The following is a 13163-nucleotide window of genomic DNA, read 5'->3' as shown; positions in this document are numbered from 1 at the left end:
GTGCGCCGGGCGCCCGGCGCACTCCGGATCCACCGGACAGGACCGACACACCGCGCGCACCGCGGAAACCGGGTGCAGAGGGCGCCCTCGTGCCGGATCATGGCGGCTATGCCTGCACACCCGCACGACGCTCTGCCGATCCGGCTCAACGTCGACGACTCCGACTCCCCGTCCGACGTCGTCGACGCGCTGTTCCTCGGCCGCTTCGCGACGGGCGAGCAGCCGTACTCGCACGCGGCGAACATCGACCGCGTCCGCTCCGGGGCGACGCTGCTGCCGCCCCAGGCCCGCGTGCTGCGCGTCGCCCGCGACGACGACCGCAGCGCGACGCTCGCCGAGGGCGACGGCTGGACGCTGCTGGTCTCCCGCTGGAACCGCGGCGCAGACGTCACGGTCACCGCGACCACCGCCGAACTCGCCGCGAAGGTGCTGGACGAGGCCACCGACGGCGCGGCGGACGAGCCCGAGCCCCAGCCCGAGAACGTGACGATGGGCTTCTGGTACGTCTCCCCGCGACGCGGCCCGCACCGCACCACCCGCCAGATCTCCGCCGGTACGTGGGAGGAGGTGCGCCCCAACTACACGGCACCCGTCGCCGAGGCGATGGACCGGCTGATGGGCACGACCCCGGAGGACATCGCCGGCCGGCTGCTCCTGCTGCACGGCCCGCCCGGCACCGGCAAGACCTCGGCGCTGCGCACCCTGGCCCGTTCCTGGCGGGACTGGTGCCAGGTGGACTGCGTCCTGGACCCCGAGCGGCTCTTCTCCGACGTCGGCTATCTGATGGACATCGCGATCGGCGAGGAGGACGCCACCGGCAAGGGCCGCTGGCGGCTGCTGCTCCTGGAGGACTGCGACGAGCTGATCCGCGGCGAGGCGAAGCACACGGCGGGCCAGGCCCTGTCGCGGCTGCTCAACCTCACCGACGGCCTGCTCGGGCAGGGCCGCAACGTCCTGGTCGGCGTCACCACCAACGAGGACCTGGAGCGTCTCCATCCGGCCGTGGTCCGCCCCGGCCGCTGTCTGGCCCGGATCGAGGTGGGTCCGCTGACCCGCCCGGAGGCGGTCGGCTGGCTGGGCACCGAGGAGGGGGTCGGCCGCGAGGGGGCGACCCTGGCGGAGCTGTACGCGCTGCGCCGGGGCACGTCCCCGACCTCGCTGCCCGAGCCGCGGGGGCGGTCGGACGCGGGACTGTATCTGTAGCCGGCGGCCTCAGGTGTTTTGATGGAGGTATGACACTGCGCGTCGGCACCTCGGGCTGGCAGTACAAGGACTGGAAGGACGTCCTGTACCCGGCCGACGTGCCTCAGCGGCGGTGGCTGGAGGAGTACACCGAGCATTTCGCCACCGTCGAGATCAACAACGCGTTCTACCGCCTGCCGTCCAGGGAGACCTTCACGTCCTGGGCCGAGCGCGTCCCGGCGGACTTCGTGGTCGCGGTGAAGGCGAGCCGCTATCTCACCCACATCAAGCGGCTGCGCGACCCCGAGGAGCCGGTGCACCGCCTGATGAACCACGCGGCCGGACTCGGCGCCCGCCTCGGCCCGGTCCTGCTGCAGCTGCCGCCCACCCTGCGGGTCGACCCCGTTCTGCTGGACGCCTGCCTGGCCTGTTTCCCGTCGGGCACCCGGGTGGCGGTGGAGCCGCGCCACGACTCGTGGTGGACGCCGGTGGTGCGGCGGGTCCTGGAGTCCCGGGGAGCGGCGCTGTGCTGGGCCGATGTGCTGGCCCGTCCGGTCACGCCGATGTGGCGCACCGCCGACTGGGGGTACGTCCGCTTCCACCAGGGCCGCGCCCAGCCCTGGCCGCGCTACGGCCAGCGGTCCCTGGAGACCTGGATCGACCGCATCGCGACGACCTGGGCCGACAAGGACGACGTCTTCGCGTACTTCAACAACGACCCGGGCGGCGCGGCGGTGGGCGACGCGGCGCTGTTCGGCAGGACGGCCCAGCGCGCGGGCCTGACGGTGACCCGGACTCCGCGCGCGCTCGCCACGCGCCGCTGATCACTCCCCGTAGGCCGCCCGCAGGGCGTCGCGCACCGCGGCCAGCGCGCCCTCCTCGCTGAGCCCGAGCCGTCGCACCCGCTCGGCGTAGGCCTGGGCCGCGGTCGCCGCCTCCCGCTCCGCCGCCGGTCCGGCCGCCGCGACGAACGTGCCGTTGCGGCCCCGGGTCTCGATGACCCCGTCCGCCTCCAGCGCCCGGTAGGCCTTGGCGACGGTGTTGGCCGCCAGCCCCAGCGACTCGGCGAGCCCCCGGACCGTCGGCAGCCGGTAGCCGACCGGCAGCGCTCCGGAGCGGGCCTGCCCGGCGATCTGCGCCCGCACCTGTTCGTACGGCGCGGCGCCCTCATCGATGTGGATCTTCAAGGTCACGGCCCGATTGTCCCGCACCCGCCGGAAAATGAGAGGCAGGGGGACGCGGCCCGCCCGTAGCGTGCGCTCACATGACCGTCATCGTGCGTGATCTCCGCCCCGATGTGACCCCCGACGTCGAGGGCTTCGTCCGGGTGCGCCATCTCGCTCTGCCCTTCGTGTACTTCAGCCCGCGGTCGGTGCGGCACCTCCTCGCCCACGCCCACCCCGACGCCCATGCCCGCAAGCTGGTCGCCGAGGAGGACGGCGAGATCATCGGCACGGCCCAGCTGGGTCTCGCCCATGAGAGCCCGGAGCCCGGCCAGGGCTTCCTCAACGTGTACGTGGACCCGGCGCGCACCGGCCGGGGCGCGGGCACGCTGCTGACGCGCACCGCCGAGGAGCACCTGGCGGCGCACGGTGCCACGAAGCTGTTCGCCTGGATCCTGGACGAGCCCGGCAACCGGGCGTTCGCCGAGCGGCGCGGCTACCGGGCGAGCCGCTCCGCGCACTTTCTGCGCCTGGACCTGGCGCGCACCCCGCTGCCGCCGCTGCAGGACCCGCCGCCGGGCGTCGAACTGCGCACGGCCGCCGACTTCGCGGACGACCCGCGCCCGCTGTTCGAGCTGGACGCCGCAGTGGTGGCCGACGAGCCGAGCGACATCGACACCGAGTTCACGGACTACGAGGCCTGGGTCGCGGAGACCTGGCACCATCCCCATCTCGACCGGGAGCTGACCTCGGTCGCCGTGGCCGACGGCCGGCCGGTCGCCTTCAGCGTGGCCCACACCGACGGCCCCGGCCGCTACGGCACCGGCATGACCGGCACCGCCCGCGCTTACCGCGGCCGGGGCCTGGCCAAGCTCGTCAAGAACGACTCCCTGCACCGCGCCCGCGCCGCGGGGTACACGGAGGCGTACACCGGCAACGACTCGGACAACGGGCCGATGCTCGCGATCAACAAGTGGTTCGGATACGAGATCTGCGCGACGGAGGTGCGTCATGTCCGCACACTCGGCTGACGCCGCCCGCGGGGTCGACGTCGTCCTCGTCAAGGCCGGCCGTACGAAGATCCGTTACACGGCCGAGCTGCTGGCGGACGACGGCACGCGCATCGCCGTACGCGCCCCCTGGGCCGGTGACGGGGTGCGCGACTTCGGCTTCGTACGGTTCGAGACGGGGGACGTGTTCACCGAGTACTACTGGCGTGACCGGTGGTACGCGGTGAAGGAGGTCCGGGCCGCGACGGGCGCCCTGAAGGGCTGGTACTGCGACGTCACCCGCCCGGCCACGCTCCTCGGCACCGAGCTGGTCGTGGAGGACCTCGACCTGGACCTGTGGCGCTCCGCCGACGGCACGGACGTACGACGGCTCGACGAGGACGAGTTCGCGCAGAGCGGTCTGGCCGGGAGAGACCCCGAGGCGGCCGCGGCCGCCGAGGCCGCCCTCGACGAGCTGGAGGCACTGGCCCGCGAGGGCGACTTCACGGCGCTGCTGCGGTGAGGCGGCGCCCGGCAGGCACCCCTTGAAGGCGTGGGAGGTACCCCCGCGCGCCGCACCGGCCGCCGTCCTCGACGGGCGCGGTGCCCGTCAGGGCACTCGGTCCGTCGCCACCACCGCGTACCGCTCGTCCCGCACCGGCCCGCCCCACAGACGCGGGTCGTCCGACAGCCGCTCGACGCGCGTCCGCACGGCGAGCGGGGCGAGGAGTGCGGTGAGGCGGTCCGCCGGTATGCCGACCGGGGTGACCGTCCCCCAGACGCCCTCCACCAGGACGAGCCGTCCTCCCGGGCGCAGCAGGCCCCGCCAGTGCGCCAGGACGCGGGCGGGGTCGGGCAGGGCCCACAGCACATGGCGGACGAGCACGGTGTCGAAGCGCCGCTCGCCGACCGGGGGTGCCGCCGCGTCGCCGAGGAGGAACACCGCGTCACGCCCGGCGAGTTTGGCGCGGGCCAGGTCGATCATGGGGGCGGACAGGTCGACCCCGGTGACGCGGTGTCCCTGTTCGGCGGCGAGGAGCGAGAGGCTGCCGGTGCCGCAGCCGAGGTCGAGGAGCTCGCCGGCGCGCTCCGGGAGCCAGGTCCGCAGCCGCTCCGCCCAGGCGGCACGCACCTCGGGGTCCCGCAGTCCGTGATCGGGCTCCTCGTCGAAGCCCGCCGCCTCCGCGTCCCAGTCGACACTCACCGACGTCATTTCGTCCCCGTTCTTCCTCATGTGCCCCAGAGTGACACCTGCCACTGACACTCGAATCGTGACACCCGCCACTGACAGACCGGGGGGCGATGAGGAAGTCTCCCGGAAAGGGTCTACCTCCGTGAGAACGCGGAACCCGGTGTCCCTGAAGGAGGCAGTCATGCGCCGCACGACCGTGCAGAAGCCCCTGAAGAAGACGGAATCCCGCCGGATCCGCGAAGAGGCGGACGAGCGCCCCGCCGGACGCCCCGAGGTGCGACAGGACATCGCGCGCACCTGGTGGCCGGACGGGTGAGACACCCCGCGGCTCCGGTCAGCCGAGCCGCTTGCGGTAGTGGAGACGCTCGTAGGGGCCGTCCACCCGTCGCCCCACCAGTTCATAGCCGTACTTCGGGTAGATCCTCTGGTTCTCCCACATCAGCACGTTCGTGTAGAGCCTGACCTCGGGCAGTCCGCGGGCACGCGCGTGTGCGTCCACGAAGTGCAGCAGCCGCCGCCCGACGCCCCTGCCGTGGGCGTCGGGGTGGACGGCGATGCTGTCGAGGAACAGGTGGTCGGGGAACTCCTCGACGACCACCAGTCCCGTGACGGGCTCCCCGGTCACGAACACCTTCCCCGCGGCCACGTTCGCCGCGTGGTCCGCCCGCATGGGCAGCGGCACCAGGCCGATGCGCTCGATGTAGTGCGTGTACGCCGCGTCGGTGACCGTCTTCACGGCCGGTACGTCGGCCGCCGTGGCGGGCCGGATCTCCTCGCTCGTCATACCGGACACGCTAGCTACCTGATCTCCGTCTGAGCGCTTCCTTAAGGCAACCCTAAAGATCGCTCCGGGCCTCCCTCAGCAGGCGTTTTCGCGGTTTCGTGGTGGCGGCACGCAGCAGCGTCGCCCGCAGCGCACCCGATCCACGGTTCCGAGGAGATCCCCCATGCCCGCACGCCGCAAGGCCGCCGTCGTCGCCGCCCTCGCGCTGACCCCGCCGGCCCTGACCGCGCTGTCCGCCGCTCCCGCGGCCGCGCACGGCACGCTGGGCGATCCGGTCAGCCGGGTGGCGCAGTGCTACGCGGAGGGCCCCGAGAGCCCGGCGTCCGAGGCGTGCCGGGCGGCGGTCGTGGCGGGCGGTACGCAGGCGCTCTACGACTGGAACGGCGTCCGCATCGGCGACGCGGCCGGGCGCCATCAGGAGCGGATCCCGGACGGCGCGCTGTGCAGCGCCGGCAACGAGGAGTTCAAGGGCCTCGACCTGGCCCGGACCGACTGGCCGGCGACCAGCGTGAGCAGCGGGGCGTACACCTTCAGGTACCGCGTGACCGCTCCGCACAAGGGCACCTTCACGGTGTACCTCACCAAGGCCGGCTACGACCCGGCGCGGCCGCCGGCCTGGTCCGACCTGGACCTGGCGCATCCGGTGGCGACGGCCACCGACCCGGTCGCGGCGGACGGCTTCTACACGTTCTCCGGGACCCTGCCGGAGCGTTCCGGCCGGCAGCTGCTGTACGCCGTCTGGCAGCGCTCGGACAGCCCGGAGGCGTTCTACTCCTGCTCGGACGTCACGTTCGGCGGCGCCTCCTCGGCGGTACCTGCCGCCTCCGCGCCCTCCGAGGAGCAGATCGAGGACGGTGCCGACAAGTCGACGATCGAGCACCACGGGCACGGGGACGACGACGCCACGACGACGGCGGACCCCGCCACGGACCCGTCGCCCGCCGGCTCGTCGTCCGCGGCCCCGGCGGCGGTGGCCGCGGACGACGGCCTCGGCGGCCCGGCGGCGCAGGCGGCCGGCCCGGCGCGGGACCTCGCCGAGACGGGCGCAGGCCCCGGCACCTCCTCGCTCGCGGTGGGCGGTGCCGCCGTCCTGGCCCTGGGCGCGGCGCTGCTGTTCGCGTCGGTGCGCCGACGGGCCGTGGGGGGCGGCCGGCGCGGCCGCTGAGCGGCCGCGACCGACAGGACTCCGGGGCCTGACCGGCGGCTCAGGCCGGACAGGCCCCGGCGGATCGGCCTGTGCGTCAGCTCAGCGCGGACGCACAGGTGGTGGCGGTGGCGTGGGCCGGGTCGAGCGCGTTGGCCACCTCGTGGAAGGCGATGCGGTCGAACAGGCCGATCGCCACGTGCTCGGAGAGGTCGAGCGGGCACAGGTCCTGGAGCAGCACGTTGCGGACGCCGGTTCCGCTGAGGTACCCGCTGCGCCAGGGGGTCACCACCTCGTCGTACTTGGTGGCGATGACCGTGTAGCGGACGCCGGGGACGGTGTCGCCGCCGGCGTTGAGCTTGGTGAGGAAGGCCGATCCGGCGATCTGGTCGGCGAGGCCGGGGGTGGCGGACGAGAGCAGGTCCTCGGCGCCCGGGAAATAGGGCAGCAGGTTGGTGAGGCCGCTGAGCGTGGTGCCGTGGTTGTCGGGGGCGATCCCGACGAGCGCGTTCACCTTGGCGGCTCCGCCGAGGAACTTCAGGTAGTAGCGGGGCATCATGCCGCCCTGTGAGTGGCCGACGAGGTCGGCTTCGGCGGCGCCGGTCGCGGTGAGCACCTTGTCGACGAAGGCGGAGAGCTGTTCGGCCGACTTGTCGATGGGGCCGAGGCCGTGGAAGAAGGGGACGCCCGGCAGTTGGCCGTAGTCGAGGGAGTAGACGCAGTAGCCCCGGACCTCGAGGTAGGGGGCGAGGGACAGCCAGTTGTCGATAGAGTTCCCGAGGGTTCCGTGGACCAGGACGACGGGGCGGGGGTGGGCGGCGGAGGGCTTGCAGGTGTAGTCGTTCCAGCCGCTCGACGGCGAGGCGGTGGTGGGGGAGGCATGGGCGGCGGAGGCGGGGACGGTGGCGGCGGCGGCCGCCAGCAGCACTGCGGCGAGGGGTCTGAGCAGGCGCTTCCAGGGCAGCATCGGGTGATCTCCTTGCGGCTCAAGGGAGGTGCGATGGCCGTACGCCCTGTGACCCGGATCACGAGGATGCTGTTCACTCATCAAGTTACGGACGAGTAGATGAAGTGTGAAGTTACGCGTCAGTAAAAACTTCCAGTGGTAGTCAGGGACGGCCGAGGCCCCTGACGTCCCGTCACCAGGCGGGCCTGATGGGACCGTGGGGGGCGACGCGCATCAACTGGCGGCACAGCACGCCCGCTTCCCCCTCTCCGAGCACCTCGCCCCAGCCCCGCACCGCCTCGGCGGCCGCCTCCTCCGCCGCCCGGGTGCACTCCCACCCCCGCTCGGTGAGCACGATCAGCCGGGCCCTGGCGTCGTCCGGATGCGCCCGCCGCTCGACGTACCCCTTGCGCACGAGCTCGTCCACGAGCTGGCTCGCCGCCTGCTTGGTGACGCCGAGGTGGACGGCGAGGTCGGTGACCGTGGCACCGCCCGGGGCGAGCCGGGCGAAGGCGAAGCCGTAGACGGGCCGCCCCTCGAACCCGCGGGCGACGACACCCTCGTTGATGCGCTGCGTCAGCTCGCCGGCGGCGGAGAGGAGGGCGGCGGCCAGGGTCAGGGCTTCGGAGTTCTGCACGCCTGCATTGAAACACCCTTGACGGATTGGTCAAGCTGCTTGACCATGAGGCATATAGTCAAGCAGGTTGACCTTTTCTCCGGCCCTTGCGGCCCAGCTCACCGGAGGCACGCCATGCCCGTCGTCCGTCCGTCCGACACCGTGACCCACGAGATCCACGGCGCCCGCTTCGTCTCGTACGCCACTCCCCTGACCGGCAGCAAGGAGCTGTGCGCCTGGCGCGGGGAGATCCCCGCCGGGACGAAGGCCCCCGCGCACACCGTCAGCCGGGAGGAGATCTTCCATCTGCTCGTCGGCGAACTGCTCATCACGCTCGACGGCCGCACCGAGCGGATCACGGCGGGCGACACGGTGATCGTCAATCCGGGAGCGACCCTGTCGGTCGAGAACCCGACCGGTCACACCGCGCTCTCCTGGGTCACCACGTCCATCGGCCTGGAGGCGGAGCTGGCCGACGGCACGCGGATCACTCCGCCGTGGGCCAACTGACCCCCGTCCGGCAGGGATCACGCGGGCGCCCCGTGCCGCCTCACGCCGCCAGCGCCCCCGGTATCACCGCCCCCGGCCCGAACTTCGCCCGCACCCGGTCGGCGACCTCCTCGATCCGGCGGACCTTCTCGTCGACGGGGTCGAAGCTGAGCTGGTGGGAGGCCTGGTCGGCGGGGCCGAGCGCCTCGGCGCGCAGGACGATCGCGCGGACCCGGGCGCGCTGCAGCCCGAGCGCCTCGTACAGGCCGTACGCCGCCCTCGTCAGGGCCGCCGAGTGCGCGGTCGGCTCCCCGAGGGTGCGACTGCGGGTGGTGGAGGAACGGTCGGCGTAGCGCACGGTGAGGGTCAGGGTGCGGCAGACCTTCTCCAGGGCGCGCAGCCGGGCTCCCAGTTCCCCGGCGGCCGACAGCAGGGCCCTGCGGTGCCGGTCGGGGTCCAGCTCGTCGCGTTCGAAGGGCCGTTCGGCGGCCAGGGAACGGGAGACCGCGTTCGGCACCACCCGGCCGCGGTCGACGCCGTTCGCCTTCTCGTGCAGTTCGCGGCCCGTCTTCGCGCCGACCAGGCGCTGGAGGGTGGACAGGGGTGCGGCGGCGACCCGGCCGAGGGTGTCGAGGCCGTAGTCGCACAGTGTGCGGGCGGTGGCCGCACCGACGCCGGGCAGTGCGACGACCGGCTTCTCGGCGAGGAACTCCCGCACCCGGTCCTCGCCCTCCGGGACCGCGCGGGTCAGCCCCGGCCGGGCGTCCCGCAGCGCCATACGGGCCAGCATCGGGCCGGGCCCGGCGCCGATGACGCAGTCCACGCCGTGCAGCGCGAGGGCGCGCACGCGGATCACCGACGCCAGCTCCACCGCGCTGCGCCCGAAGTACCGTTCGGCGCCGCGCAGATCGGCCAGCGCCCCGTCCGGCGGCAGCGCCTCGACGACCGGTGTGAACTCCTCCAGCAGTCCGAGCAGCCCGGGCAGGGCGGCTTCGGCTTCGCGCATCGGAGGCAGCTGGAAACGTACGCAGAGGATGGTCATCCCGCACTCCCCGGACTCTGGTGCCACAACTTCCTTACCGTCGAAGGCCCTTGAGAGGCCTCCTGGCCCGCGGGCCGCAGATCGGCCCACGGGTGGAGTTCGTATCCGGTGGACAGACGGATGCGCCTGCCCCCTGTCGCGTCACCGGCCCCTTCCGGCGCGGGCGCCGGCGCCGCGAGCCGGGCCGCCACCTCGTCCAGCCCGCCCTCGGCGCGCAGTTCGACGAGTTCGGCGAGGTTCCAGGCGGCGGCGCCCACCACGCTGAGGCTGCGCGGGCCACGCCGCTGGACCACCCCGCGCACCAGCAGCAGCCAGGAGTGGAAGACGGTGTGGGCGCAGGCCTCGTGGGAGTCGTCGAAGAAGGCGAGGTCGACCAGGCCCGTGCCGTCGTCCAGGGTGGTGAAGACGACCCGTCTGCCGGACCGGACCGGCGGGGTCTGGGTGGCCGCCTTGGCGCCCGCGACCAGCACGGTCTCCCCGTGCCGCGCCTCCCTCAGCCGTCGTGCCGAGACCACTCCCAGCTCGTCGAGGAAGGCCCGGTGGTCGTCCATCAGGTTGCGCGAGGCATCCATGGACAGCACACCCAGCTCGGCGCTGAGCCTCTCGGCGGAGGACAGGTCCGGCAGCCCGGCCGGAGCCGTCCTGCGGCCGCCCGCCAGGGGGAGCTGGCCGCCGCCCGCGCCCCGCGCGCCCCGGTGCAGCTCGGCCAGGTGCAGTTGCAGGTCACGGCGGTTGGCGCCGAACTCGTCCAACGCGCCCACCTGCGCGAGCCGCCCGGCCAGCGGGCGGCTCGGGCGCGCCCGCTCCCAGAAGTCGAGGAGCGAGGCGTACGGCTGTCCGTCGGCGACCCGCGCCGCCTCGGCCTCGCTGATGCCGTGCACGTCGGAGAGGGCCAACCGGAGTCCCCAACGCCCGCGCCCACCAGGAGAATCAGACACCAGTTCGATACGGTGTGCGACGCCCGACTTGTTCACGTCCAGCGGCAGGATCGGCACCCCGCGCCGCCGCGCGTCCGCCAGCAGCAGCCGCTTCGGGTACATCCCGGGGTCATGGGTGAGCAACCCGGCATAGAAGGCGGCCGGGTGATGCGCCTTCAGCCACGCCGACTGGTACGTCGGGACGGCGAAGGCGACCGCGTGCGCCTTGCAGAAGCCGTACGAACCGAAGGCCTCGATGATCTCCCAGGTCCGCCGAATCGTTTCTGCGTCATACCCGCGGGCCTCCGCGTGCTGCGCGAACCACACCTTAATCCGCCCCTGCGCCTCCGGATCCGACAGCCCGCGCCGCACCCGGTCCGCCTCCCCGCGCCCGCAGCCGGTCATGATCGCGACGATGTCGATGATCTGCTCGTGGAAGACGACCACCCCGTACGTCCCCTTCAGCGGTTCCTCCAGATCGGGGTGCGGGTAGCGGACGGGCGCCCGTCCGTGCCGCGCCTCGATGAACGGCCGCACCATGTCGGCGGCGACCGGCCCGGGCCGGAAGAGCGAGATGTCCACGACCAGGTCGTGGAGGGTGGCCGGCTGCAGCCGCCCCACCAGGTCCCGCTGGCCCGGCGACTCGATCTGGAAGCAGCCCAGCGTCTCGGTGGACCGGATCAGGCCGTACGTCGCCGGGTCACCGCCCGCCACCGCGTCCAGGTCGATCCGCTCCCCCGTGGCCCGCTCCACCTCCGCCACCGCGTGCGCCATCGCCGACTGCATCCGCACCCCCAGCACGTCCAGCTTGAGCAGCCCGAGGTCCTCCACGTCGTCCTTGTCGAACTGCGCCATGGGAAACCCCTCGCCGCTGGTCGGCATCACCGGCGTACGGGAGAGCAGGGAGGCGTCGGACAGGAGCACCCCGCAGGGGTGCATGGCGATCCCGCGCGGAAGGGCGTCGAGGGCCTCGACCAGCTCCCACAGCCGCCCGTACTTCTCCTTCTCCGCCGCCAGGTCCTTGAGCTCGGGCAGTTCCTCCAGCGCCGCGCGGGCGTCCCGCGCCCGGATGTGCGGGAAGGACTTGGCGACCCGGTCGATGTCGGCGGGGTCCATGGACAGGGCCGCGCCCACGTCCCGGACGGCGTGCCGCACCCGGTAGGTCTCCGGCATCGCGACGGTCGCGACCCGCTCGCCGCCGAACCGGCCGATGATCGCGCGGTAGACCTCGAGCCGGCGCGCGGACTCCACGTCGATGTCGATGTCGGGCAGCACGACCCGCTCCTTGGACAGGAAGCGCTCCATCAGCAGCCCGTGCTCGACGGGGTCGGCGTGCGCGATGCCCAGGAGATGGTTGACGAGGGAGCCGGCGCCGGAGCCGCGCGCCGCGACCCGGATGCCCATGTGCCGTACGTCGTCGACGACCTGAGCGACCGTCAGGAAGTAGGAGGCGAAGCCGTGGTGGGCGATGATGTCGAGTTCGTGGTGCATCCGCTCCCAGTAGGCGCGCCGGTCGGCGTACCCGTGCAGCACCATCCCCGCCGCCGCCCGTGAGGCCAGCGCCCGCTGGGCGGTGCGGCGGCCCGCGCCGACGAGATGCGGTTCGGGGAAGTGGACGGTGCCCATGCCGAGGTCGTCCTCCGGGTCGACCAGGCACGCGGCGGCCGTGGCCCGGGTCTGTTCCAGCAGGCGGTGGGCGGTGTCCCGCCGGAAGCCGGCGGCCTCCACGATCCGCTCCGCCGCCCCGAGCATGGCGTCCGCGCCCTTCAGCCAGGCCTCCCCCGAGTCGAGCTCCTTGGCCGGATCGATGGGGACGAGCCGGCGGGCGGCGTCCAGGACGTCGGCGACCGGGCCCTGGCCGGGATCGGCGTAACGGACGGCGTTGCTGAGCACCGGGCGGATCCGCTGGTCGGCGGCGAAGCCGACGGTGCGGGCGGCGAGGCGCAGGGAGCCGGGTCCCGTGCCGGTGCGGCCGTGCCAGACGGCCTCGAGCCGCAGGGCGTCGCCGTAGACCTCGCGCCAGGGGGCGAGGAGCCGGGCCGCACGGTCCGGACGCCCCGCGGCCAGGGCGCGGCCGACGTCGGAGGCGGGGCCGAGCAGGACGGTCAGACCGTCGCCGTGGTTGCCGGTCCAGGGCAGTACCGGGAGGTCCTCGGCGGCGTGGGCGGCGGTCACGATCCGGCACAGGTCGGCCCAGCCCCGGGCACCGTCGCGGGCGAGGAAGGTGACACGGGGTGTCGACTCGTCGACGAAGGCACCGCCGCGCACGGGGGTGCGGCGCCTTTCCCGTCGTACGTCACTGTCCTGGCGGACCGGCGCGGCCACCGCGAGGTCCACCCCGAACAGCGGGCGCACCCCCTCCTTCGCGCAGGCCTTGGCGAAGCGGACCGTGCCGGCGAGGGTGTCGCGGTCGGTGAGGGCGAGGGCGTCCATGCCCCGCTCGGAGGCGCGCTCGGCCAGTCGCTCCGGGTGCGAGGCCCCGTACCGCAGGGAGAACCCGGAGACGGTGTGCAGATGCGTGAAGCCTGGCACACGCACCTCCCGCGATCCCGCTCTCGAACATCAGTTCCCTAATCCCTCACCCCCACCATACCCCCATCCCCGAACATCTGTACGACAACCGTGCGGGCGTCCCTCACCTGCGGAAACACCGGGCGGACGGACGGCAGAGGTCCCGCCCCGGCATGCGGGGCGGGACC

14 protein-coding genes are annotated in these 13163 nt (G+C 73.3%); 7 read left to right on the top strand and 7 right to left on the bottom strand.

Annotated elements, in window-relative coordinates; all coding sequences use genetic code 11:
- The first annotated feature begins 108 nt into the window (after positions 1-108).
- The gene (locus ACFY2L_RS33270) at positions 109-1203 is read left to right on the top strand and encodes a DUF5925 domain-containing protein (protein WP_390660688.1); all 1095 of its coding nucleotides are present in this window, start codon (positions 109-111) and stop codon (positions 1201-1203) included.
- Positions 1204-1232: 29 nt separating this feature from the next.
- The gene (locus tag ACFY2L_RS33265) at positions 1233-2006 is read left to right on the top strand and encodes a DUF72 domain-containing protein (RefSeq protein WP_390660687.1); all 774 of its coding nucleotides are present in this window, start codon (positions 1233-1235) and stop codon (positions 2004-2006) included.
- On the opposite strand, the gene ACFY2L_RS33260 is transcribed toward ACFY2L_RS33265, so the two are convergent.
- Positions 2007-2375: a GntR family transcriptional regulator gene (locus ACFY2L_RS33260; protein WP_390660686.1), complete on the bottom strand. Its 369-nt coding sequence runs from the start codon at positions 2373-2375 to the stop codon at positions 2007-2009.
- A gap of 71 nt (positions 2376-2446) precedes the next feature.
- On the opposite strand from ACFY2L_RS33260, the gene ACFY2L_RS33255 reads away from it, so the two are divergent.
- Both ACFY2L_RS33255 and ACFY2L_RS33250 read left to right on the top strand, forming a co-directional pair.
- Entirely contained in the window at positions 2447-3376 is a 930-nt protein-coding gene (locus tag ACFY2L_RS33255; protein ID WP_390660685.1) for a GNAT family N-acetyltransferase, read from the top strand.
- Positions 3357-3857 (top strand): DUF402 domain-containing protein, encoded by a 501-nt coding sequence (locus ACFY2L_RS33250; protein WP_390660684.1) that lies wholly within the window; start codon positions 3357-3359, stop codon positions 3855-3857. The genes ACFY2L_RS33255 and ACFY2L_RS33250 overlap by 20 nt, the downstream gene beginning before the upstream one ends.
- Before the next feature lie 87 nt (positions 3858-3944).
- Here ACFY2L_RS33250 and ACFY2L_RS33245 read toward each other — a convergent pair whose 3' ends face one another.
- A complete protein-coding gene (locus ACFY2L_RS33245; protein WP_390660683.1) occupies positions 3945-4568 on the bottom strand; it encodes a class I SAM-dependent methyltransferase in 624 nt (207 codons plus the stop codon).
- 139 nt (positions 4569-4707) lie between these two features.
- On the opposite strand from ACFY2L_RS33245, the gene ACFY2L_RS33240 reads away from it, so the two are divergent.
- The gene (locus tag ACFY2L_RS33240) at positions 4708-4842 is read left to right on the top strand and encodes a hypothetical protein (RefSeq protein WP_390660682.1); all 135 of its coding nucleotides are present in this window, start codon (positions 4708-4710) and stop codon (positions 4840-4842) included.
- Positions 4843-4860: 18 nt separating this feature from the next.
- On the opposite strand, the gene ACFY2L_RS33235 is transcribed toward ACFY2L_RS33240, so the two are convergent.
- Positions 4861-5310 carry a GNAT family N-acetyltransferase gene (locus ACFY2L_RS33235; RefSeq protein ID WP_390660681.1) on the bottom strand — a complete coding sequence of 150 codons (450 nt, stop codon included), beginning with the start codon at positions 5308-5310 and terminating at the stop codon, positions 4861-4863.
- Between the two features lie 163 nt (positions 5311-5473).
- On the opposite strand from ACFY2L_RS33235, the gene ACFY2L_RS33230 reads away from it, so the two are divergent.
- Complete coding sequence (locus tag ACFY2L_RS33230; RefSeq protein ID WP_390660680.1) at positions 5474-6475, top strand: lytic polysaccharide monooxygenase; 1002 nt, start codon at positions 5474-5476, stop codon at positions 6473-6475.
- 76 nt (positions 6476-6551) lie between these two features.
- Here the strand turns inward: ACFY2L_RS33230 and ACFY2L_RS33225 are convergent, their stop codons facing one another.
- Both ACFY2L_RS33225 and ACFY2L_RS33220 read right to left on the bottom strand, forming a co-directional pair.
- Positions 6552-7421 (bottom strand): esterase/lipase family protein, encoded by an 870-nt coding sequence (locus tag ACFY2L_RS33225; RefSeq protein ID WP_390660679.1) that lies wholly within the window; start codon positions 7419-7421, stop codon positions 6552-6554.
- 172 nt (positions 7422-7593) lie between these two features.
- A complete protein-coding gene (locus tag ACFY2L_RS33220; RefSeq protein ID WP_390660678.1) occupies positions 7594-8037 on the bottom strand; it encodes a MarR family winged helix-turn-helix transcriptional regulator in 444 nt (147 codons plus the stop codon).
- Between the two features lie 114 nt (positions 8038-8151).
- Between ACFY2L_RS33220 and ACFY2L_RS33215 the strand changes: the two genes are divergently transcribed.
- On the top strand, positions 8152-8526 hold the full coding sequence (locus ACFY2L_RS33215; RefSeq protein ID WP_390660677.1) for a cupin domain-containing protein: 375 nt from the start codon (positions 8152-8154) through the stop codon (positions 8524-8526).
- Positions 8527-8566: 40 nt separating this feature from the next.
- Here the strand turns inward: ACFY2L_RS33215 and ACFY2L_RS33210 are convergent, their stop codons facing one another.
- Positions 8567-9547: a hypothetical protein gene (locus tag ACFY2L_RS33210; protein ID WP_390824207.1), complete on the bottom strand. Its 981-nt coding sequence runs from the start codon at positions 9545-9547 to the stop codon at positions 8567-8569.
- Positions 9544-12996 carry a DNA polymerase III subunit alpha gene (locus ACFY2L_RS33205; RefSeq protein WP_390824206.1) on the bottom strand — a complete coding sequence of 1151 codons (3453 nt, stop codon included), beginning with the start codon at positions 12994-12996 and terminating at the stop codon, positions 9544-9546. Before ACFY2L_RS33205 ends, ACFY2L_RS33210 begins: the two co-directional genes overlap by 4 nt.
- Positions 12997-13163 lie beyond the last annotated feature (167 nt).

This window comes from Streptomyces sp. NPDC001381 (assembly GCF_042895685.1).
Lineage (GTDB): Bacteria > Actinomycetota > Actinomycetes > Streptomycetales > Streptomycetaceae > Streptomyces.
The sequence above is the reverse complement of the archived record's forward strand: the minus strand, read 5'-3'. Positions and strand labels throughout refer to the sequence as shown.

Bases quoted from the DNA above. Each gene is read 5' to 3' on its own strand.
- ACFY2L_RS33215 (WP_390660677.1), top strand. From the start codon at position 8,152: ATGCCCGTCGTCCGTCCGTCCGACACCGTGACCCACGAGATCCACGGC.
- ACFY2L_RS33240 (WP_390660682.1), top strand. From the start codon at position 4,708: ATGCGCCGCACGACCGTGCAGAAGCCCCTGAAGAAGACGGAATCCCGC.
- ACFY2L_RS33230 (WP_390660680.1), top strand. From the start codon at position 5,474: ATGCCCGCACGCCGCAAGGCCGCCGTCGTCGCCGCCCTCGCGCTGACC.
- ACFY2L_RS33235 (WP_390660681.1), bottom strand. From the start codon at position 5,310: ATGACGAGCGAGGAGATCCGGCCCGCCACGGCGGCCGACGTACCGGCC.
- ACFY2L_RS33255 (WP_390660685.1), top strand. From the start codon at position 2,447: ATGACCGTCATCGTGCGTGATCTCCGCCCCGATGTGACCCCCGACGTC.
- ACFY2L_RS33270 (WP_390660688.1), top strand. From the start codon at position 109: ATGCCTGCACACCCGCACGACGCTCTGCCGATCCGGCTCAACGTCGAC.
- ACFY2L_RS33225 (WP_390660679.1), bottom strand. From the start codon at position 7,421: ATGCTGCCCTGGAAGCGCCTGCTCAGACCCCTCGCCGCAGTGCTGCTG.
- ACFY2L_RS33245 (WP_390660683.1), bottom strand. From the start codon at position 4,568: ATGAGGAAGAACGGGGACGAAATGACGTCGGTGAGTGTCGACTGGGAC.
- ACFY2L_RS33265 (WP_390660687.1), top strand. From the start codon at position 1,233: ATGACACTGCGCGTCGGCACCTCGGGCTGGCAGTACAAGGACTGGAAG.
- ACFY2L_RS33250 (WP_390660684.1), top strand. From the start codon at position 3,357: ATGTCCGCACACTCGGCTGACGCCGCCCGCGGGGTCGACGTCGTCCTC.
- ACFY2L_RS33210 (WP_390824207.1), bottom strand. From the start codon at position 9,547: ATGACCATCCTCTGCGTACGTTTCCAGCTGCCTCCGATGCGCGAAGCC.